Here is a 20,447-nt window from a genome sequence, read left to right as displayed (position 1 = left end):
TAGTTTTACTTTAAACAAGCTATCACGCCCTCGATAACCCGTTTTGTTTCCTGCGGATCACGTACCTGGATACAATCCGCACCGGTGGTGCGGGCTGGCTGATCGTTACCGCCATCAAACAGGGCATCGCCCATAAACAGCATTTGTTTAATGGTTATTTTAAGCGTGTCACGTAGCTTATACATACCGTAGGCTTTATCGATACCCGGCTTGGTAATATCAATCGACGTAGCACCTCCTAAATGCACCGCAAACTCCGGGATCAATTTATCCAGGATAACTTTGATCTTCTTTCTCTTTTTAAAATCGGGATCCCAGGCTTTTTTGGGTTCGAGCGGAGCTTTTTGACCCAATGCCGAAAAGGTGATCTGACTTTCGCGATCTTCTATCTGATCGCCCCAGGTTTTATCGGCCTTAAAGCCGGATTTTTCAACAGCCTGATTTAAGGAGTCGATGATCTTTTTCTTTTCATCAACTGTAAAATCTTCCGAGTAGATCTTTTTCCAGCCCGATGATTTATACTTATAAAATTTTGTGCCGCAGGTTGGTAATATGGATAAGCGGGATAGTTTTGTTCCCTTGGGTAAATGAGCTATTACCTGCTTTTCAAACTGGGGCCAGTCGCCACCAGATATGATGGCCACTTTGGCCACATCCAACAAAGCCGAAAACAGTTGGGCCATTTCTTTATCAATGGGGGCCTTGCTTTCGGCAAGGGTGCCATCAAGGTCAAAAACAATTAGTTTTTTCATGTTATTATCCAACGGATAATAAAGCGCTTGGTTTTAGGGAGGATAAACTTATTAGTACCTATCCGCCAGCTCAATCACCTGCAGGTCCTGGATCTTGTTGCCATCAATATTAAAACGCATCAGTGTGCGCACTTTATGCCAGCCCTGCTTACCCGCCGCGCCCGGGTTAAGGTGCAGGCAATTGATCTTTTTATCGTGCATTACCTTAAGGATGTGCGAATGCCCGCAAATGAAAAGCTTTGGTGGGTTGCTGTACATTTCTGTACGGATAGATGGATTATACTTGCCAGGATAACCGCCAATGTGGGTCATGAGTACATCTACCCCTTCACAGTTAAAGCGTAGGTTTTCGGGGTAAACGATACGGATGTCTTTTCCATCGATATTACCATACACACCTTTTGTTGGTTTAAAGGCTGCCAATTGATCGGCCAGCTCTAACGTACCAAAATCACCGGCATGCCAAATCTCGTCGCAGTTTTCAAAATGTTTAAAAACGGATTCGTCGAGGTAACTATGGGTATCAGATATGAGGCCTATCCTGGTCATGATGGTTGATAAACGGCAAGAGTAAAGAATAGCGTGATAACATGCAAATTAGTTTTATACTATTTAGTTTAAAAGAGTACCGGCTTATTTTGCAATTATTTTATTTTACCATAACGTATTGTTTTGCATACATTTACACAAACCTTAATCCTTAACCTTATGAATAAAAGAATAATCATTTGTTGCGACGGTACCTGGAACTTCCCCGGTGATAAAGATCAGGGGAAGGTTGTAAAAACCAACGTTCAAAAACTTTTTGAAAGCATTTGTAATATTGATGCCCAGGGTACACAGCAAATAAAATACTATATAGAAGGAGTGGGTACGTCGGGCAGCAAATTCAGGCGAATAATGGATGGCGCTACAGGCTGGGGATTAGATCAAAATATTATTAGCGCGTATAAATTTCTGGTTTGGAATTATGTAGCTGGCGATGAGATATACCTGTTTGGTTTTAGCCGAGGCGCTTACACAGCGCGAAGTATTGCCGGCCTCATCCGTAACAGTGGCATTATCAGGAGCGATGATCTTACGCTTATCAATCAGGCTTATGATATTTACCGAAACAGAAATGACGAGCAATGGCGGCCAAACGGACCTAAAGCAAAAGCTTTTAAGGAAAAAAACAGCCACGAAGCAAACGTCAAATTTATTGGAGTTTGGGATACTGTAGGCTCATTGGGGATCCCGCTTACCATTTTTAGATTTTATAACAAAAGTAAATACAAGTTTCACGATACCACGTTAAGCAGCTACGTAGATTACGCCTATCACGCCCTTGCCATAAACGAAAAGCGATATAGTTTCAAACCAACCTTATGGACTGAAAGTGAATTTGTTAAAGATAGGCCAGTTGCCCAGGTAATGGAACAAAGATGGTTTTTGGGAGTACACTCCAATGTTGGTGGCGGTTATCCAGAAACGGGCATAAGTGATATCGCGCTTAACTGGATGGTTGAAAAAGCCAGAGATACAGATCTGGCTTTTGAAGATGGATATTTGGCAGCGAATGTTAATCCTGATTTTGGGGCAAAAATTTACGATTCATTTGTATTTCCATTTAATCTTTTGCCACCGGCAAAAAGAGTAATCAAACGGTATGACGATAGCCATCGTGAAAAAGTTGATCAAACTGCTGTTAGTCGCTGGGAAACTGATGATACATACAGACCAGAAAATCTAAAACATATAATCGATCAACTCCCACCAAATGAAAATCATACATTGAACTAAGCAAAGTTAAAATATAGTCAAAAAGCCTCTTAAAGCAGCCTGGTATTCCTGGCTGTAAATTTTAGGCGCATCATAAATCACGAAATTTTGCTCACTGATCCGGGCAGATTGCAAACCAAAAGCAAGGATCTCCCGATGAGCTTCATCGGTTTTAAAAGAATGTATTTTGATGATCTTTTGCAGGGAAAGCCCGGATGATGCAGCCAGAGTTTTAACCAATGCAGAGGTATCCCGAGGCAATACCAGCCAACAAATACCATTATTTGCCAGGTGGCTGGCTATCACTTCAATCAATCCATCAAAAAAGCCATCCCCTGCATGTTTCGCCTGGTTCTTTTTTGCACCCGGCGATTGCAAAGAGTTAATATAAAAGGGCGGATTAGATACGATCAGGTCATATTTCTTTTCGGGGCGATTATCAAAAAACGATTTAAAATCTGTTGCGTAAAGCGTGAGCCTATCCTTAAAAGGTGAGTTTTTGAAATTATTAGCAGCGGTATTAGCAGCAGCTTCATCTATTTCAACGGCATCTATTTGGGCAGCAGGAAAGCGTTGCGCCAGCATTAACGCGATTACCCCGGTGCCTGTACCAATATCTAAAACCGCCAAAGGCTTATCCACCTCGGTTAATGCCCCAAGCAATACACCATCGGTATTGATCTTCATGGCGCAACCGGTTTGATCTACGCTGAATTGTTTGAAGTGGAACATCTGCGTAAATTATTAAATAACCGAGCAAATCAATTCTGCCAGGCTGTTAACCTCCACAAAATCATCATCGATACCTTGCATATTAAAATGCGAATCGGTACAGATGAGCTTTTTAATGTAACCGCTGTTTTTGAGTTTATTAATGCCATCGTTTACAAACAAACCATGGGTTGTTATTACGTAAATATCCCCCGCCCCGGCATCTTTATAAGTTTTGGCAGCATTTACTATGCTACCTCCCGAACGGATCATATCGTCATAAATAACCACCGTTTTGCCGGCAACATCGGCATTAATGGCGCTTACTTCGGTATGGTCGCCTTTTAATCGTCTTTTAAGGATAAAGGCTGCATTTACGCCCATGTCGTTGGCCAAAGATTCAACCCATTTCGCCCTGCCGGCATCGGTACTGGCCATTACAAAATTATCGCCGCCGTATTTAAGCGCGGCTTTAATCACAATATCCTTACAATAAACATGCACCGGGTACAAATCATGCTCAAAATAATACTGAATCCCTTCGGAGTGCAGGTCAAACAACAATACTTTATTGCCCCGGTTTGATTTTGGGATAGCTGATAACAGCCTGGCCCGGGTTTTGGCGGTCACAATTTCGCCACTCAATACAGCGCGCTCCATGGTTGAATAACCAAAATACGGAATAACCAGGGTAAGCGAGTTGGCCCCATAACTCACCAACGACGATGCCAGGTCATAAAGTTCCAGCGTAGCCTGGTCGGTAACCGTACCTCCTATCAAAACAACATGGCGGTTTTCTATAGGCGATAGGATACGTTGGTAACGTTCCCCATCGGTAAAATTACTTACCGACAGGTTTCCTTTTTCAAATGTACCGCGGGCCATCACCTTTTCGGCCAGGTATTCATAATCTTTTATAGCAAACAGCAGTTTTTGGTTCATTGTATTAATTGGCATTTACGTTGGCTTTCACCTGTTCAAAACTAAGGGTATTTATTAAATTACCATTATCAAAAACGGTTTGCAGCAAGTCTGTTAACTGAGGCTCGGCATCCTGGTTAAGTGTTTCAAAAACACCGTTGTTTTTTACCAGTTTTAAACGGCCACCTTTACTCTTTTTAAAGCTTTCGGTAATATTACCTTGCGCATCCATTTCTGTAGGGCTTTTCTCAACCCTAACCTCGGTACCGTTGATAACGGCGCTACTGCATTTTAAAGCAAATTTTTGTGTATCCCGGTCAACTTTTTGCAGTAAAGCGCCTCCCATACCTAATACCAGGTTTTCGGCACTGATGTCATTTTCTTGCAGCGCTTTATATATATTACCTATTTCAGTATAATTTACTCCGTCGCCTTGTATTACTCTTACCTGTGGTGGTAAAACTTTATAACCTTTGGCATTAACGGTGCAACCAAACTTATCAAATAAGATCTCAAATATTTTCAGCAATGTGGCAATAGGATCGCCACTATCCGGGCGGATTACCAATGTACCGTCCCGGTTTAAGATCTCCTCGCGCAAATCGGTTCCCCAATATTCGGCACAAGCCTTAAAAATATTAAAGCTATCAGATACGCAGGCTATGGTGCCGGTAGGGAAAGCCCTTAATACATGTTCAAAAATCTTTTCTTCGCCCTCGCGGCCCAATAGTGTACAAATACTATGCTCAGTAGCCGGGATACTTAATCCGTATACCCGCTTCGCATCATAATAATCGATAGCCATTTTTGAGCCGGCAAGGTTATCGCTGCCGCTAAAGTTAAGCAAATGGGCAGCGCCGCCAATTTTGGCGCTTTCCACACTGCTTACTCCCCTGAAGCCAAAATCATTCAACACAAAATCTATCCCGGCTTCGGCACCATCTGTCGCAGTTTCGATATAATACCGCGTTACCGCCTTTCTGATCTGGTTACTTAAGGTAGCCACGGTACATGGGTACCATACTTGCATTAACAAGGTCTCTAAAAAATTGGTAAGCCAGTAACACTCCGGGTCGGTATTTTCAATGGTCATTAATACGTTACCGGTTGGCACTGCTGTACCTTCGGCAACAGCTTTGATAATCACCGGCAGGCGACCATCGTACTTATCAAGTATATATTGAAACTTGCTTTTTTCAAACACGTCATCCCTGCCAAATACCTGTTGTAAAAAGCCATCAGCTTCAGCAAGGTCTTGCTGTGTAAACGCCGAGCCTTGCAGGTATTCTTTTAAAAAGTATTGCAGGCCAAAAAATATAGTTTCGTTAAACATACCGCCCCGGCTTTCCAGGTAGCTATAAATCTGGGTAGTACCAGGATAGTAAAGTTTATGGTGAGCATATTTGTATGCATCAGCCAGCAGGATTAAATTCTCGCGTTTCATGGTATTAGTTATTAAGGTATTTGCCAATAATCAGTTTTAGCATTTTAACATGCTCATCATTTATAAGTTCATCATTAATCATGGCTTGCAAATCCGTGAGTTTAAACCAGGCCACATCAACAATATCATCACTGGCCACCGGCTCGCCAGATAGATGATCGCAGCTAAACAACATCGTAATGATCTTATCAGCCTCATTACGGTAACGCCAGTCGTTTACCCGGTGCGATGTTTCATAGGTCATCGCTCCTATCTCTACCGCGCCACATTCTTCGCCTAATTCGCGCAAGGCGGCGGCTTCATAGCTTTCATCCTCCGGATCGGCAAAGCCGCCTATAAAACGCCATTTATGGCTGTTTGCCTTTTTGCCCAATAGCAATTCGGTTTTGTTGTTCCTAAACATGGCCACATCAACCGTTGGGTATACTTTGGTGTATTGATTGTAGTAGGCATATAAAATACCCGCCCTAAAATCTCTTGAATCAAATACCATGTCGGCGTATTGTTTACGCAGTTCGGTAGCATTGTAGTCGCCATGGGCAGGTAGCTCTACCGTATTAAAATGACCGCTGTAATACGGAATAAAACTATCACGACTACCAAACAGCGTGAAACTTCCGTTAGGAAAAACGCTTTTCAGCAGATTATCCAAATTATCAGACCATACCTTATCGCTGGGGTGGTCACTTACCGGGATCACTATCACTTCGGGATACTCCTTTTTGATCATTTTTTCGCGGGTGTGGTAATCATAAGGGTTTTTCCGGCTTCCCATTACCGGGCTTACCCCAAGTAATATGATGAGCTTGGCATGCTCTTTACTTACTGTTTCAATCAATTGCCTATGCCCTTCATGCAAATACGGTGTTTGGAAACGGGCAATAATTACGGCTATTTTCATATTTATATTTGCGTTAATTATACGCAAATATAAATATGCGTTTCAATTACGCAAATTATTTATCGTTTTTTATTTAAATCTCGAAATTGATACCTTGTTTTTGGAGCTGAAAGTATTTCTCCTGGTTAAAGCGGAATAAATTGCCCGGTCGACCTGCACCTTCAAGCACTTGTTTTTCAGTTGTTTCTTCCAGAAAACCAAACTTTACAATCTTCTTTTTAAAATTGCGACGGTCTATATCACGATCTAAAACGGCCATGTACAGTTTTTCCAATTCAGAAAAAGGGAACCGCTCTTCCAGTAATTCAAAACCTACGGGCTGATAAAGAATTTTACTTTTAAGGCGATCATGCGCCGCGATGATAATGCTTTGGTGATCAAAAGCCAGCGGGGGTATTTTTTTTATGTTAAACCATGCTACCTCCGCAGCATCGGTATCGGCATGTATTTCAAATACATCCGGTTTTACCAAACCATAATAAGTGATGGAAATAACCCTGTTACGTGGATCGCGACCTGGTTTACCAAAACTGTATAACTGCTCAAGGTAGTTTATGCTGATGCCAGTCTCTTCTTTAAGTTCGCGCTGTACGGCGTCTTCTAATGACTCCTGATTACCAACAAGGCCACCGGGTAAAGCCCAACCGTTTTTAAACGGCTGAATATCGCGTTTAATAAGTAATACAGACAATCCTTCCTTCGAAGTATATCCAAATACTACGGCATCAACGGCTACTTTAATATCTTGCGAGGTGGTCATATCGCAAAGTTATTAATATGCGGAAAATTCACGCAAATTATTGGTAAGGGATTTGTCGGAACCGGGATTAAGCAGATTAATCTGATTTTTTGGATTTTGATTTGCAAGCGGACGACAATTAGTAGTAAGTAGTAAGTATCAAGTAGTAAGACAGCTACGGTTGGTTGCAAATAGTCAGTAGCAAGATAGCTACATCAATTTTCAAGTCTAAAAACCTTCCGTCTGAAAAAGTCAAATCTTGATACTTGATACTTACTACTTGATACAAAAAAAGCTATCGCTCATACAATTCCAGCGGCAGCCCATCCGGATCGGAAAAAAAGGTAAAGCGTTTGCCGGTAAATTCATCAACCCTGATGGGCTCAACCTCAATACCAAATTCTGTGATGTGAAATACGGCATCGTCCAAAGCGTTAACCTCAAAAGCTAAATGACGGAGGCCGGCAGCTTCCGGCCGGGAAGGACGGGGCACGGGATTTGGAAATGAAAAAAGTTCAATCTGGTAAAGATCGCCTACTTCCAAATCGAGCTTATAAGAATCTCTTGCTTCGCGATAAACCTCGCGAACTATTTTTAAACCAAGTATTTCGCTGTAAAAATATTTCGACTTTTGATAGTCAGAACAGATAATAGCAATATGGTGTATCCTGTTAAGTTTAAGCATCATTTAGCTAATATAGCGTGTAATAAATCATTGTCAATCCATTTCATAACCAAATCTTAATTCTACATTACGGTGTGAACGTAAAGAATGAGCAGTTGGAGCAACGCAATAGCGCTTTGCGTTGGTATACCCCCGTCTTTAATGGGCGATAATCTCAAATAAAAAAATATCCCGGCAGGAGTTATCCAGCCGGGATATTGTGATACTATTTAGATAAAGTCAATTTTGGTTTGACTATAGCTATCGGTTATTTAAAACATCAGATTTTATACAGCTTAATATTAAATACCTGGAAATAACTACCGGGATTTCCATTGCCAACAACATTGCCTAAAAAGCCAATTGATACCACCTGTGGCGCGGTAAGCGTAAACGTGAACGTTTTTGTTTCGGTAGCGTTAGGGCTGGTTGTGCCTACGTTTGCACCGTTATACATACCAGTGTAGCCTAAAGCTGTAATAAGGTTAGCTAATACCGGTAAGCCATTGCCGCCTGCTGCAGCTACGCAATATACGGTTGAATTGGATTGTACTTCTGAGTAATAACTAAACGAAACAAGATAAGTTCCTACCGGTAATGCGGCGGATGTAGGCTGGTAAATTATACCGTTTACAACAGGGGTGTAGCCCCATGTTTCCCAGTTAATAACGCCGCCTGCATCAGATGAATAACCGCCATTGGTACCATTATCCTTATTTTTGGCAGCCGCGTTGGTAATCCATGGAGCTGCAAGTGTGCCCCACCGGCCATCAAAACTATTCCTTTGAAAAGGACCTGTATTTGACAAATAAATGCTGGTTACCTCGGCCTTTACGCTATGATCCTGATAGTCTACATAAAAAGTATCGATGGCTGTTTTATTGGGTTTAAAAGCAGTACGGTAACTGATAACACTACCTACCTTAAATTTAGGTAAAGATGTACTTAAACCTGTTGGCACCGATGTAACTAAGGTATCATGTTGTTTATTAGCCACATCGCTGTATTTAATTTCCATCGATAGCAAGCCGTCATCGGCATTAACATCGGCCCAGTTAATTAACGCCGAACCATCCGTTTGTAATTCGGCCTTGGCTATGCCCCGGTTAATAAGCGAACTTTGATACAGGCTGCCGTACACATTGCCTGCTATGGTAACCGGGATAGATACATGTCCCTGGTTATCATAAGTGCGGATTTCGAAACTCATGATCCCTTCGGGTAAGTTTGGAATATACAATTTGGCGGTATCCACGCCAGATGTACGGGTTACCGGCGTTTCAACAGAGTCCTGCTTACTGTTCCAATAAACCCTGTACTTTACAATTTTAGGATCGGATGTAAAAAGCCCGGTTAAAAGCACCCGGTTTTTGCCCGAAAACAACTGTACCGAATCCAGCTTGCCCGGGTATGTAATTGGCCCGTTTGGTTCGTATTTCTTTTTGTAATCATCCATTTTAGTGCAGGCGCTCATGATAAACGCCATTAGCACCAAAAGGTAGTATGATATATATTTATACTGTTTCATAATTGAAATTAAATTGAAAAATGCCTGTATGCGTTTACTACTTCCCAAACAAGGTAAATTCGCTGATACTCATAAAGTATGATCCTGTCCAGTTGCGCAGGCTCCTGATACGGATATACCGATATGAAATTGAGCTTGCCGGAAAATCATATCCCCAGCCGTCTTGAGCGTATTTAAAGTCGGCAGGGGTTTCTGTGCCAGATGCAGAACCAGATGGTTTTACCACGGTACAGGTTACCAGTTTTGTCCATGAAGCATCTAATGCACCACTGACATTTGGCGCATTAGAGCCCCATATTTCAAAATCCCTTAAATTACCCCTTACATAGTATACGTTACCAACTTCAAGGAAAGGATTAAGTATAAAACGGCTCAATACCCGTTGTTTACCCAAATCAAACGTTACCATTTGTGGGCTGCCTGCGCTTTCAACCGTGAAAAGACAGTTTGGCCAGCCACCTGTAAAATTGCCATCCCAAATTTTGGTAATATCTGTGTACGAGTATAAATTGGTAGCATCGCCCGGCAGTACATAAGGCGACCAATCTGATTTTGAAAACTGCTCCTCGTAAAATGGTGTAAGCTTCATAAAAAGGGTGTCAGATTTATTTAAAAACCTGTCGCGCACAAAAAACGCGTATTTACGCTCAACAGCTGGCTGGCCTCTTACTGCGGCTTTTATTAAAACACTGTTACTGTAAATGTTATCCATGCCTTTTGGTTGCACATACAAACCATTATTAGCGGTATCAACCATGGGTATAATAGCCAGGTTATCCTGATTAATGTTATCAGCCACTACATTAAACCCACCAAACGTGGCCGTTACCTTAAGCGAACGAAAAGCAAGAATATAGGGTGGCGTAAGCGGAGTTACGGTAACACTAATCGGTGCCGACGCTTTTTCGCTTGAATTAACAGCGTATAATTTTACCACGTGTGCAAGCGTATCGGCAAAGCCATCAACCGTTATATTATTGGTATAATGCGATGCTATAACTTCGCGCGTTTTACCCGGCGAGGTTTCGTATACCGCTTTTACATAAAAAAGATCAGCGTCGCCAGGCAATGTATAAGTTAAATTGGCCGCTCCGTTTTGGTTTTTTACCTGTACGTTGCTAACAACACCAGGGGCGGCATTATTAGTTACTGTAGGCTTATTAAGTGTTTCCTGCTTACAGCCGGTTATTACTATTGCTAATAACCATATGCAAAACGCAGCTCGTAATTTCGTTGTTTCCATGTTAATGTTTTTATTGTTAAACATATGTTTACTATACATTTACCAGTTAGGGTTTTGAACCAGGTTTTGGTTAACCAACAGATCGCTTTCCTTTATTGGCCATAAATAATCACGCGGAACTACAAACTGCCTCGAATAAATGGAGCGCTCGCGGTAATATAACTCAGGCGAGTTTTCGCTGATAGACCAGCCTGTTACGTTACTGTTAAGTTCAACACCTGCTGTTTTCCAGCGTAGTAAATCCCAAAAGCGATGACCTTCAAAGCAAAGTTCAACCGCGCGTTCGCGTTGTATAATTGCCCTCATACCATCCTTAGTAGTATACTTGGTTGGGTTAATGCTGTAATTTGACCAGGAATCCTGCACAGTAGGCAAACCAGCCCTGGCCCTGATGCGGTTTATATAGGTATACACATCAGGTACCGGACCCTGGGCCTCGTTTAATGCTTCGGCATACAACAGGTAAAGATCAGACAGGCGCATTTCTGGCCATGGATAATTGATATAAGTAACTGTGGCCCATTCGTAATGCCAGTTAAGCGCTTTTTTCATATAAAAACCGGCAATAGGTATGGGCGATGATTGGCCAACCTCGGCACCGCGCGATTTCATCCACCAGGTATCTTCGTCGGTTTTAGTTGGGCTGTTGGCCATATACCATACACCACGGTCAAAACCCAAATCGGCGTAATAGCGTGGCTCCCTGTCAAAATTAAGGCGGGCTGTAGTTTCGCCTTCTTTAATATTAAAACGCTCGGCATGGGTACCAACACGCAATTGCGCTATATTGCTAAAATCAAGCGTTTTATCTTCATTAATAGGCACCCCGTTTTTGGTATAAAACAGTTTGGCCATTTTTATAGTTGGGCCAAGCAACGGGCGATTTGCAGATTTAGCGGCATCAGCATTATTAAAATCATACTGGCCGGCACACATCGACTGGAAAAACGAGTTGTAGTTAATGTTGTTATCGGCAGTTAAACCCCAAATCAACTCATCGTTCCACTTTTCGCTCATGGCATTCCTGATGCTCATTTGCGTCATGGTAGTATCGCTAAGTTTATTGGTTGGTGCAGGAAAAGTATACAACTGTATATTTTGAGATTCGCAAAAATCTATAGCCGTTTTACAGGCATCAGCCGCCAACTGCCATTTTTGGGCGCTATAGGTTGGGTTAAATAACTGCTCCCCATCTTTATTTTTAAATGAGTTATAGTCGGGGTTACCGTTAAACAAGGGGCTTGCCGCCGTTACCAGCAGTTTTGCTTTCATGCTCAATGCAGCACCTTTGGTAACACGGCCCAGTTCGCTCCCTTCGTTCCTGATGGTTAAAGGCAGTTTAGCTGCTGCCAGGTCATATAAACCGGCAATATAGTTCACTACTTCATCAACGGGGCGGCGTTTTACCCTTATCTGATCAATAGATGCATCAATGGCTAAATTTTTATCGATAATGGGGATTGGCCCATAAGCCCTGAACAATTGAAAATGATAAAAGGCCTTTAAAAATTGTGCCTCGGCTATCCAGCGTTGGCGTGTATCTGCATCCAGGTCGCGTACTTTGGTCAGGTCGCTTACGTTTTCAAGAAAAACATTACAATCGCGTATAGCCTTGTAATTCGCAGCGGCATCCCTGGTACCATCCATATAATTGGCAATCGGATCTGACGAATTTTGAAAGTTCCTTGGCAATTGCAGCACGTTTGTTGGCCGTATGTGGCCGGCCGGGTCTTCTACCCAAACCTCGTCGCTGGCGGTAAGGCCTACGTTATAGGTCGGGTCGGTTTCTGTAGGCAGGTATGAGTAGCAGGTAAACAGGTACTTTTCTGCCTCAGTTTTTGAAACAAACGCGTTAGCTATGGTTGATACGTTGTCCGGCACTACATCAAGGAATGATTTTTTGCAGGATGATATTGGCAATACTATTATTAAAGCCACTATTAAAAGACTGAGATATCCTTTAGGCGCGTGGTTTGATACAGTATGCTTAATTTTTTCTATAAAATTACTTTTCATATAATTGATTTGAAAGCTTTTAAAATTCTACCCTTAAGCCCAGGTTAAACACTTTTTGAATTGGATATCCCAATCCCGATGCTCCCATTTCAGGGTCCCACAGCTTAAAGCTGCTTACCGTTAACAGGTTTAGGCCGTTTACATAAATACGCGCGCTATTCAAATGAATACCCTTCAATTGTTTTTTAGTGAAATTGTAGCCAATCTCTGCCGATTTCAGGCGAAGGAATGAACCATCACGCAACCACCATGTTGATGTTGGTGAAGTATCGGTTTGACTATTATTTGGCTGTATGGTGCTGCTTAAACGCGGCCAAAACGCATAGGGGTTGCGGTTATCTTCTGACCAATGGTCATTAGCTATGGAATTGAGCAGGCCACTTTGGTTACCGACATCAAGTTTGTTATTCGGATTGTAAGCATTCACTAAATAGAATGGAGAAATATCTGCCGAGTTGATAACAAAGGATGAGCGGGCCGATCCCTGGAAGAAGGCACTGATATCAAAATTTTTATACCCTACCGAAAAGCCAAAACCGTAGATAATTTCGGGCACCTGTGGGTAACCTATCGGCACCACGTCTGATGCGGTTATTTTACCATCACCATTCATATCCCGGTACTTAATATCACCGGCTTTATAATCGCCAAAGCTTTGCACCGGCGAATTAGCAACATCTTTATCGTCAATAAACAGTCGTTCGGCAACAAGGCCATATATTTGGTTTAATGAATTGCCTACTTTGCTCAGGTATTGCATGTTGGCAGGATAAATAGGTTCTTCATTTTTCAATAGCTTGCTTTTTGCGTAAGTAAGTGTACCGCGCGATTGGATCCAGAAAGAGTTGGTAAAGTTTTTCTTATAATCCATAGCAATGTCAACACCTTTACTGGATGATTTACCCGCGTTTGAGGATATATCGGCCTGTAAACCCATAGAGGTAGGTATAGTGCTGCGTACCATTAAAATATTATCGCGTTTTTGCTGATAAGCATCTACTGTTAAGGTAAAGTTTTTTGCCACCGTTAAATCCATACCAAGATTGGTTTGCCTTGATTGCTCCCAGGTGATATTTTGATTTTCATACCGATAGGTAACCACGCCTGGCCTGCTGTAGGCATAATTGGTACCAAACTGGCCATTACTGCCACTGTTTAAGCTAACATCAGACAGGTAGAAAAACCTATCTTCAGGCCGCCCAATCTGATCATTTCCCACTAAACCGTAGGTAAACCTGAATTTAAGGTTATCAACAACAGAAAGCAGCGGCTCAAAAAACTTCTCATTTGATACCACCCAGCCGGCACCCACAGATGGGAAAAAGCCGAAACGGTGGTTACTTGCAAAACGCTCGGAACCATTGTAACCAAAGTTAAATTCAAACAGGTAGCGGTTATCGTACCCGTAAGTAAACCTGCCCGATACACCCTGGTTGCGCGATGGCAACGACAGTTGCAGCGTTGGCGCGTTGCCGGTAAGGTAATTACGCATGGTACCAATTAATAAGCCGCTAACAGCATGTTTTTGCCCGAATGTACGGTTGTAGTTTACAGCCGTTTCAATGTAGGTGGTTGAATTTGATACGTTTAGCGTCGGATTTTGACTATAAGTTAAATATTCGGTTGGCGTGGCACCTATGCTGCCTGCCGAACCATCATTTAGTAAGGTTAAACCATTAAATTGACCGTTAAGTACATTTGATTGATAGTAGTAAGGGCTATACTGGCGTGAAACCGTAAAATACGAATAACGCGTTGTATAAGCCATTACCCTGGCAGATAAGCCATTGGTAATAAAATCGAGCTTTTGATTTAAGTTTAATTGCGCTGTTAGGGTACTGGTATTTGAACTTTGAAAACCCGACAGTGATTGCGCGTATGGGTTCATATACAGGCCGCCGCTGGGTATAATAGCGTTACCAAAAAGCGGGTGGTTTGCGTACGGCAACAAATTGCTGGGGTAAATAGCCGGAAAAGCTACCGGGTTACTCCACAAAGCATTTAAAAAGGTGTAGCCACCGCCATTAATTGGTCCGTGGTAGCTATCAAACTGGCCTTTTAAACTTACTACCACCTCGGTGGTTTTGGTAAGGTTTAAGGTGGTGTTTGATAATAAGGAGTATGATTGCAGCTTAATATTGTTGCTGAAATTGTTCAGGCTGTTTTCGGCCAGGTTACCATTATCAATATTGTAGGTCATGGCCAGGTAGTACTTCGCTTTTTCTGACCCGCCACTGGCATTCATATTAAACCTTTGATTGTTGGTTTTGGTTTTTATGAGCTGCTTGATCCAGTTATTGCTTGGATATAACAGCGGATCATCGCCTGCCGCGGTATGATCTATTTTATTTTGTGAATAAGGCAGCGCACCCAGGGGGTTACGGGTAAGCACAGCCTCGTTGGCCAAAGTCATGTAAGTAATATTATCGGCCAGATCGACGTTTTTGATATTTGACGAGGTTGAATTTTCGCCGCGTACATTGAATTTAACCGCTCCTGTTTCACCACGTTTAGTGGTTACCAGGATAACACCGTTTGCACCACGGGCCCCGTACAACGATGAAGCTGTTGCATCTTTTAACACCGAAAAACCGGAAATATCATCAGGTTGTAACCGGGCCAGGTCGGTAGTCGAGGATTCGATACCATCAATCAAAATCAATGGATCAACTTTACCGGCTCCAAATGTACCAACACCACGAATGAAAAACTGGGCATTATCGGCACCGGGCTCACCACTTCGCTGATATGATATCATGCCCGGTACCACACCGGCAAGCATAGTAGTAAGGTTACTTGAGGGCCCTTTAAGTTGTTTAGGGCTTACTGTAGTTATGGAGCTTACCAAACTCGCCTTTTTCTGCGTACCGTAGGCAACTACAGCAACCTCGTCAAGGTCCGTTTTGTCGGCGCCCATCTGCACGTCTATTTTATAAGTTCCATTAGCAGATAAGGGATAAGTTGCCAATTCAAACGCTTGCGATTTTGATCCAACAAATGAAAACACAACGACGGTGGCACCCTCTTTTAAGTTTAAGGAGTACCTTCCATCTACATCTGATTGTGTGCCAATGCTGGTACCTTTAACCTTAACGCTTACTCCGGGTAAGGTAAGGCCCTTATCGTCGGTAACAATACCCTGTACTTTTTTAGGGATGGCTGCCTTAACCGGCTCCTTTTGCTGCTGTAGAGGGGCAGCGGTTGTGGGTTCGCTTTTTTCAATTACAATGAGCTGGTCGCGCACCACATAACTCAGGTTTTTCCCTTTTAAAAGGATAGCAAAAACTTCTTTTAACTCCATGTTTTTAAAATCGACAGAAACAATTTCTTTATCATTTAAAAGATTGTTGCTGTAAAAAACAGTGAGCCCGGTTTGCTTTTTGATTGTTTTAAATACCTCGGCTAAGGTGGTATTAGCCTTTTTGAGTGTTATTGGCCCCGTGCTTTGCGCCTGTACAGCACTATACCGGGTTACCAATAAAAGAAAAATAAAGGGCAGTATTATCCGCCGGCAGAATAAAATTCTCTCCATATTTATTGGGTTTGATAATTGGTTTCTTCTAAGACCTGATTTGATAAAATCGGGTGAATGGGGAAATAAAAAAAGATTATTTTTTTATTATTTAGCTACACAAATAGCTATAAAGAACATTAAATCAAATAGTTTGGCGACAGAACCACAACACTAAGCATGTGGGTAAACTTTTAAAGCGTAGTATTATTTGATATGCAAAACGCCATCTGCAAAAGAGGTTTTTACACCTGCCGATGTTTTGATATTTTGTATAAAAACTTCCACCGGTCTATTTTTTTGGATGGCACCACTAAACTCTTCCCGGGCCTTGGCGGGGTCATCAAAAACAACTTTTACATCAAACCAGCGCGAGAGCACTTCGCCAATGTCCTGCAGTTTTGTGTCGTGAAAATAATATATATCATGCATCCAGGCCAGTTCTACATCGGCGTCAAATGACTGCGTTGAAAAGCCCTTCCCGGTGGCATAAACAGCCTGGTAGCCGGGATATAATAATAGCTTGGGACTATTTACGCTGTTAGTAGTTACAGAACCTTCTACCAATGATGTTGTTGTAATATCGGTTTTATAAGTATTTACATTAAACCGGGTGCCCAGTACTTTAATATCGGTTTGATTGGTGTGCACAATAAATGGCAGTGCTTTATTTTTTGCCACTTTAAAAAACGCTTCGCCGCTTAAATACACATCTCTTGTTGAACCTGTAAAAGCGAAAGGAAACCGCAGACTGGATGCCGAGTTCATCCAAACTTCGGTACCATCAGATAAAACTATCTGGTAGCTTAATTTGGGGGGAATTACCAGTGTGCTCCATTCCTGCGTTTTGGTGTTGGCTAACTGATAACTTAAGCCATTGCTACCTTTTTTTAAATGGGCAAAAGAGGTATTGATAATCCGTTTAGCGGTATCCGAAAGATCGATATGCTGCCCGTTTGCCATTTGCAACTCTATGGCGGGTTTATTGGTGTTTTTTTTTACAATCAAGGCCTGTGTAACCGGTTTTGGTTGCCAATAAAAGAAAAGCCCCACACTAATGCACAATAAAGCGGCTATCGAAATCCATTTGGATACCCCGCCGTGCCTGGGGCCTATCGGCCTTATATTTGAAATTTGTGGCTCAATTTTATCCCAGGCATTATTTTCGTCGACGTTATCAAAAAATGTTTGGTTTGAATTTAGCTCCTGCTGCATCTCGTGCCACATTTGCTTCACGTGTTCATCATGCTGAATGGCGGTTTCAAGCAAACTATCATCCTCAACACTAATAGTACCGGCAACCCGTTCAATTATTAGTTCCTGTATATATGTTTTATTATATGCCATTATTTGTAAGACCTTCTTATATATAAAACGGGTGAACTATTTAACACTTTTTAACCCTTCTTTTAAAGCGCGTACTGCCAGCTTTAAATGAGTTTTTAACGAGTTAATACTAATCCCCATTTCCATGGCCGCATCGTTGTATTTTTTATTTTGGTAATGCACCAGTGTAAAAGCCTGCATACGCTGTACCGAAAGATCGGCTAATAATTTTTCGGGATAAATTTGTGGTGCAACAACATCTTCTTCTATTTCACTTAGCGTATAGCCATAATCAACTAATTTTTTTTGCACCCTTGTTTCAGCTTCCATCTTTTTTAAACACCTGTTACGAATGGCAGTAGTTAGATACGCTTTCAAAGCCGAATTAATGTTGTTATATAATTGCCTCTCCCAAAGATCAATAAAAAACCCCTGAACAACATCTTCGGCATCCATTTCATCTTTTAAAACATAAAACGCGGTTACGATAAGCAGTTTGTAATACTTTTTAAAAAGCACTTCAAACACCTCCCGGTTGCCCGTTTTTAACTGCTCAATAATTTGAGCGTCCTCTAAATTTTTCATGAAATGAACTATAACTGGTTTATAATAAAGCGGATTGACTTGCTTATCAAAAGCCAATGTAGAAATTTTTATTGTCAAAACAACAATTATTTTAATAATTTTTTCAACTCCTATTCGTTTTAAAATCGATACCTAAGTCAGCATTTTTCAAGGGCTTATTGACAAAATCATAGCTAAAAATAATTAACCATACTTTTATCAAGATATAATTATCAATTAAAATGATGCTTTCTTAACCCGGAAGCCACATGTATTTTTAATGTATTTTAAACACTTAAATATCAAATTATAAGCTATGACGAATTATTAACTGCAAAAACGGAAGCCCTATAAAGAGATCGCTTTTAAACATTTCAGCACAACGTGAGATTTTTCCATGCGGACAATAGGTAGCCGCTATGCGGCATCTGGTCTGGTTCATTTGCTACAAACAGGTAGCCGCTATGCGGCAATTTTTCATCTACTAAATATTCGATGCCGCATAGCGGCTACCTATTTGTAGAACAAAATATTTTATCTTTTTTGCTCCATAGGAGCTACCTTTTGTTACGAAAATCTTTAAAAGCGATTGCCCCGAGAGGCCTGGCCAATTTACCTTAGCAGCGTTGAATAAAATATGTTACCGGCGTTTATTGATAATTTGTGGCGAAATCCCCAAGCCGGGCGACAGCCCGCGACATATTTGGGATGATGGTCAATTCCCATCATCCATGTAGAAGAAAAAAAGGGCTGGGGGAAATCGATAAAATTTACCCGCAACCCTACTCTGTACAATAATTACGAGGCGTGAGGGCGGATTCGAACCGCCGTAAAGGGTTTTGCAGACCCCCGCCTAAGCCACTCGGCCACTCCGCCTTAAAAAAAGGCCCTCATATTTCAAATGAAATATGAGGGCCTTTTTGCAATTAATTAACGTCGAACCACAATTTGGTTGTCAACACGTCGGCACCCTGGTTTGCTACCGCCGCTTTATAGCTTGCGCCATTTAAAGATTGCTCGGTACCCGGGTAAATGAACCTTACCGGTATTTTACCATTAAGCGTACCGGCTACAGCAGGCTGTAATTGCGGGTAATCTAACCTGCGCCATTCTGCAAATGCCTCCAACCCCTGACCAAACAGTGCTATCCATTTTTGCTCGCCAATTGATTTTTTGTAATTGGCTGCGTCATATTGCACGGCAGGTAAAGCGGTGTAAGTAGCCACATCTGCATCGGCAATGCTGTACTGCTTCAATGACGCGGTTACGGCTTGCTTGTACAAATCGGCGGCGTTTTCGGTAGTAAGTCCGCGGGCGGCAGCCTCTGCCCTATCAAACAATACCTCGGCATAGCTAATGATTACAGCAGGCGCGTGTGGTGCCCTGAAGTACGCACCTGGTTTTGATGTTTTGGTAAAGCCAAGGTTACTGGCATCACCAACAAGCAAACCGTTTGGTATGCCCACATAACCTTGCGGCGTTGCATCCTGCGTTTTACTTACATAAACAGGCAAGCGAGGGTCATTCAAAGCGGTAAGTTTATCAACCGTGGTTTTGCTAACACGATAATCATCGCGGGTATCAAACAAGTTGCTAACCGGGTTCTGGTTAGGCGAATCAAGGTAAACCAGTTGAGCAATTTCGGCGTTCGAACTGATGTATGCACCGCCCTCTGCCTGGATATCGGCTAAAACCTGTTTGGCTTTTGCAGGTTCCCTATCGGCAATTCGCAACGCGATACGCAGGCGTAAAGAGTTTGCAAACTTTTTCCAAAGTGCAATATTGTTACCATAAATCACATCGCCGGCAATGGCTTTACCTGCGGGGTCAAGTGCAGCCTGTGCAGCCTTTAAATCATCTAACAAGGCAAAATAAACATCCCTCTGGTTATCATAAGCCGGGGTAAGGTATTGATCAATACTTACCGCTTGCTTGTAAGGAATGTTGCCATAAGCGTCTGTTAACAGCGTAAACACCCACGAACGCAGTACCAGCGCTACACCTTTATAATTGGGATTAGCCTGCGCGTCGCCCAGTTTAATGATCTGGTTAAAGTTTACAATGCTTTTTGAGTAACCCACTGTCCACAATTCCTGGAAAGCGCTATTGGTTAAAATATACCTGTCGGGATCTGTGTACTGAATTTTTGCCCAGTACTGTACAAACAATAAACTCGACTCCATGGTGTTGGCAACACCCCAATAAGTATCGGCAGTGGCTTTGGTAGCAGCTGTAAGCAAATAATCCGGCTGTGCTATTTGCGAATTGTTGGGGTTTTGGTTGATTTTTACCAACTCCTTTTTGCACGAGGCCGCAGAGAATAACAGCGCCCCCGATAATAGTATACTTGTATATTTAAGTTTCAT

General features: G+C 42.1%; 16 protein-coding genes and 1 tRNA gene. 1 reads left to right on the top strand and 16 read right to left on the bottom strand.

All coding sequences use genetic code 11. The annotated features are described in order from the left end of the window. Window positions 1-5: 5 nt before the first annotated feature. Together FHS10_RS05220 and FHS10_RS05215 are read right to left on the bottom strand one after the other, a co-directional pair. Window positions 6-752 (bottom strand): HAD-IIB family hydrolase, encoded by a 747-nt coding sequence (locus FHS10_RS05220; RefSeq protein ID WP_259088270.1) that lies wholly within the window; start codon window positions 750-752, stop codon window positions 6-8. 51 nt (window positions 753-803) lie between these two features. Further along, window positions 804-1,301, bottom strand: a complete 498-nt coding sequence (locus FHS10_RS05215) for a metallophosphoesterase family protein (RefSeq protein ID WP_259088269.1) — start codon at window positions 1,299-1,301, stop codon at window positions 804-806. A 159-nt stretch (window positions 1,302-1,460) separates the two neighbouring features. Between FHS10_RS05215 and FHS10_RS05210 the strand changes: the two genes are divergently transcribed. Beyond that, complete coding sequence (locus FHS10_RS05210) at window positions 1,461-2,534, top strand: T6SS phospholipase effector Tle1-like catalytic domain-containing protein (RefSeq protein ID WP_259088268.1); 1,074 nt, start codon at window positions 1,461-1,463, stop codon at window positions 2,532-2,534. A 6-nt stretch (window positions 2,535-2,540) separates the two neighbouring features. Here FHS10_RS05210 and FHS10_RS05205 read toward each other — a convergent pair whose 3' ends face one another. From FHS10_RS05205 to FHS10_RS05140, 14 genes are all read right to left on the bottom strand, one after another. Continuing rightward, the gene (locus tag FHS10_RS05205) at window positions 2,541-3,245 is read right to left on the bottom strand and encodes a tRNA1(Val) (adenine(37)-N6)-methyltransferase (RefSeq protein WP_259088267.1); all 705 of its coding nucleotides are present in this window, start codon (window positions 3,243-3,245) and stop codon (window positions 2,541-2,543) included. 12 nt (window positions 3,246-3,257) lie between these two features. Beyond that, window positions 3,258-4,166 (bottom strand): ribose-phosphate diphosphokinase, encoded by a 909-nt coding sequence (locus FHS10_RS05200; RefSeq protein WP_259088266.1) that lies wholly within the window; start codon window positions 4,164-4,166, stop codon window positions 3,258-3,260. Window positions 4,167-4,170: 4 nt separating this feature from the next. Continuing rightward, window positions 4,171-5,589, bottom strand: a complete 1,419-nt coding sequence (locus FHS10_RS05195) for a nicotinate phosphoribosyltransferase (RefSeq protein WP_259088265.1) — start codon at window positions 5,587-5,589, stop codon at window positions 4,171-4,173. Between the two features lie 4 nt (window positions 5,590-5,593). Further along, a complete protein-coding gene (locus FHS10_RS05190; protein ID WP_259088264.1) occupies window positions 5,594-6,490 on the bottom strand; it encodes an NUDIX domain-containing protein in 897 nt (298 codons plus the stop codon). Between the two features lie 73 nt (window positions 6,491-6,563). After that, window positions 6,564-7,250, bottom strand: coding sequence for an NUDIX hydrolase (locus tag FHS10_RS05185; protein ID WP_259088263.1), 687 nt, complete (start codon window positions 7,248-7,250; stop codon window positions 6,564-6,566). A 274-nt stretch (window positions 7,251-7,524) separates the two neighbouring features. Next, window positions 7,525-7,914, bottom strand: a complete 390-nt coding sequence (gene gloA2 / locus FHS10_RS05180; protein ID WP_259088476.1) for an SMU1112c/YaeR family gloxylase I-like metalloprotein — start codon at window positions 7,912-7,914, stop codon at window positions 7,525-7,527. A 259-nt stretch (window positions 7,915-8,173) separates the two neighbouring features. Further along, a complete protein-coding gene (locus FHS10_RS05175; RefSeq protein ID WP_259088262.1) occupies window positions 8,174-9,421 on the bottom strand; it encodes a DUF4998 domain-containing protein in 1,248 nt (415 codons plus the stop codon). A gap of 37 nt (window positions 9,422-9,458) precedes the next feature. Continuing rightward, entirely contained in the window at window positions 9,459-10,664 is a 1,206-nt protein-coding gene (locus tag FHS10_RS05170) for a DUF5000 domain-containing lipoprotein (RefSeq protein ID WP_259088261.1), read from the bottom strand. Window positions 10,665-10,703: 39 nt separating this feature from the next. Beyond that, window positions 10,704-12,680, bottom strand: a complete 1,977-nt coding sequence (locus FHS10_RS05165; RefSeq protein ID WP_259088260.1) for a RagB/SusD family nutrient uptake outer membrane protein — start codon at window positions 12,678-12,680, stop codon at window positions 10,704-10,706. A 19-nt stretch (window positions 12,681-12,699) separates the two neighbouring features. Beyond that, entirely contained in the window at window positions 12,700-16,212 is a 3,513-nt protein-coding gene (locus tag FHS10_RS05160) for a TonB-dependent receptor (protein WP_259088259.1), read from the bottom strand. 186 nt (window positions 16,213-16,398) lie between these two features. Further along, complete coding sequence (locus FHS10_RS05155) at window positions 16,399-17,538, bottom strand: FecR family protein (RefSeq protein WP_259088258.1); 1,140 nt, start codon at window positions 17,536-17,538, stop codon at window positions 16,399-16,401. 36 nt (window positions 17,539-17,574) lie between these two features. Beyond that, window positions 17,575-18,102 carry an RNA polymerase sigma factor gene (locus FHS10_RS05150; RefSeq protein ID WP_259088257.1) on the bottom strand — a complete coding sequence of 176 codons (528 nt, stop codon included), beginning with the start codon at window positions 18,100-18,102 and terminating at the stop codon, window positions 17,575-17,577. 782 nt (window positions 18,103-18,884) lie between these two features. After that, window positions 18,885-18,957 (bottom strand) — tRNA-Cys (locus FHS10_RS05145). Between the two features lie 50 nt (window positions 18,958-19,007). Next, window positions 19,008-20,447 carry a SusD/RagB family nutrient-binding outer membrane lipoprotein gene (locus FHS10_RS05140; RefSeq protein WP_259088256.1) on the bottom strand — a complete coding sequence of 480 codons (1,440 nt, stop codon included), beginning with the start codon at window positions 20,445-20,447 and terminating at the stop codon, window positions 19,008-19,010.

The organism is Mucilaginibacter dorajii (assembly GCF_024808255.1).
Taxonomy (GTDB): domain Bacteria; phylum Bacteroidota; class Bacteroidia; order Sphingobacteriales; family Sphingobacteriaceae; genus Mucilaginibacter; species Mucilaginibacter dorajii.
The sequence above is the reverse complement of the archived record's forward strand: the minus strand, read 5'-3'. Positions and strand labels throughout refer to the sequence as shown.

Coding starts and splice junctions, on each gene's coding strand:
- FHS10_RS05170 (WP_259088261.1), bottom strand. CDS start 10,664: ATGGAAACAACGAAATTACGAGCTGCGTTTTGCATATGGTTATTAGCA.
- FHS10_RS05175 (WP_259088262.1), bottom strand. CDS start 9,421: ATGAAACAGTATAAATATATATCATACTACCTTTTGGTGCTAATGGCG.
- gloA2 (WP_259088476.1), bottom strand. CDS start 7,914: ATGCTTAAACTTAACAGGATACACCATATTGCTATTATCTGTTCTGAC.
- FHS10_RS05160 (WP_259088259.1), bottom strand. CDS start 16,212: ATGGAGAGAATTTTATTCTGCCGGCGGATAATACTGCCCTTTATTTTT.
- FHS10_RS05155 (WP_259088258.1), bottom strand. CDS start 17,538: ATGGCATATAATAAAACATATATACAGGAACTAATAATTGAACGGGTT.
- FHS10_RS05140 (WP_259088256.1), bottom strand. CDS start 20,447: ATGAAACTTAAATATACAAGTATACTATTATCGGGGGCGCTGTTATTC.
- FHS10_RS05165 (WP_259088260.1), bottom strand. CDS start 12,680: ATGAAAAGTAATTTTATAGAAAAAATTAAGCATACTGTATCAAACCAC.
- FHS10_RS05215 (WP_259088269.1), bottom strand. CDS start 1,301: ATGACCAGGATAGGCCTCATATCTGATACCCATAGTTACCTCGACGAA.
- FHS10_RS05205 (WP_259088267.1), bottom strand. CDS start 3,245: ATGTTCCACTTCAAACAATTCAGCGTAGATCAAACCGGTTGCGCCATG.
- FHS10_RS05200 (WP_259088266.1), bottom strand. CDS start 4,166: ATGAACCAAAAACTGCTGTTTGCTATAAAAGATTATGAATACCTGGCC.
- FHS10_RS05190 (WP_259088264.1), bottom strand. CDS start 6,490: ATGAAAATAGCCGTAATTATTGCCCGTTTCCAAACACCGTATTTGCAT.
- FHS10_RS05150 (WP_259088257.1), bottom strand. CDS start 18,102: ATGAAAAATTTAGAGGACGCTCAAATTATTGAGCAGTTAAAAACGGGC.
- FHS10_RS05195 (WP_259088265.1), bottom strand. CDS start 5,589: ATGAAACGCGAGAATTTAATCCTGCTGGCTGATGCATACAAATATGCT.
- FHS10_RS05185 (WP_259088263.1), bottom strand. CDS start 7,250: ATGACCACCTCGCAAGATATTAAAGTAGCCGTTGATGCCGTAGTATTT.
- FHS10_RS05220 (WP_259088270.1), bottom strand. CDS start 752: ATGAAAAAACTAATTGTTTTTGACCTTGATGGCACCCTTGCCGAAAGC.
- FHS10_RS05210 (WP_259088268.1), top strand. CDS start 1,461: ATGAATAAAAGAATAATCATTTGTTGCGACGGTACCTGGAACTTCCCC.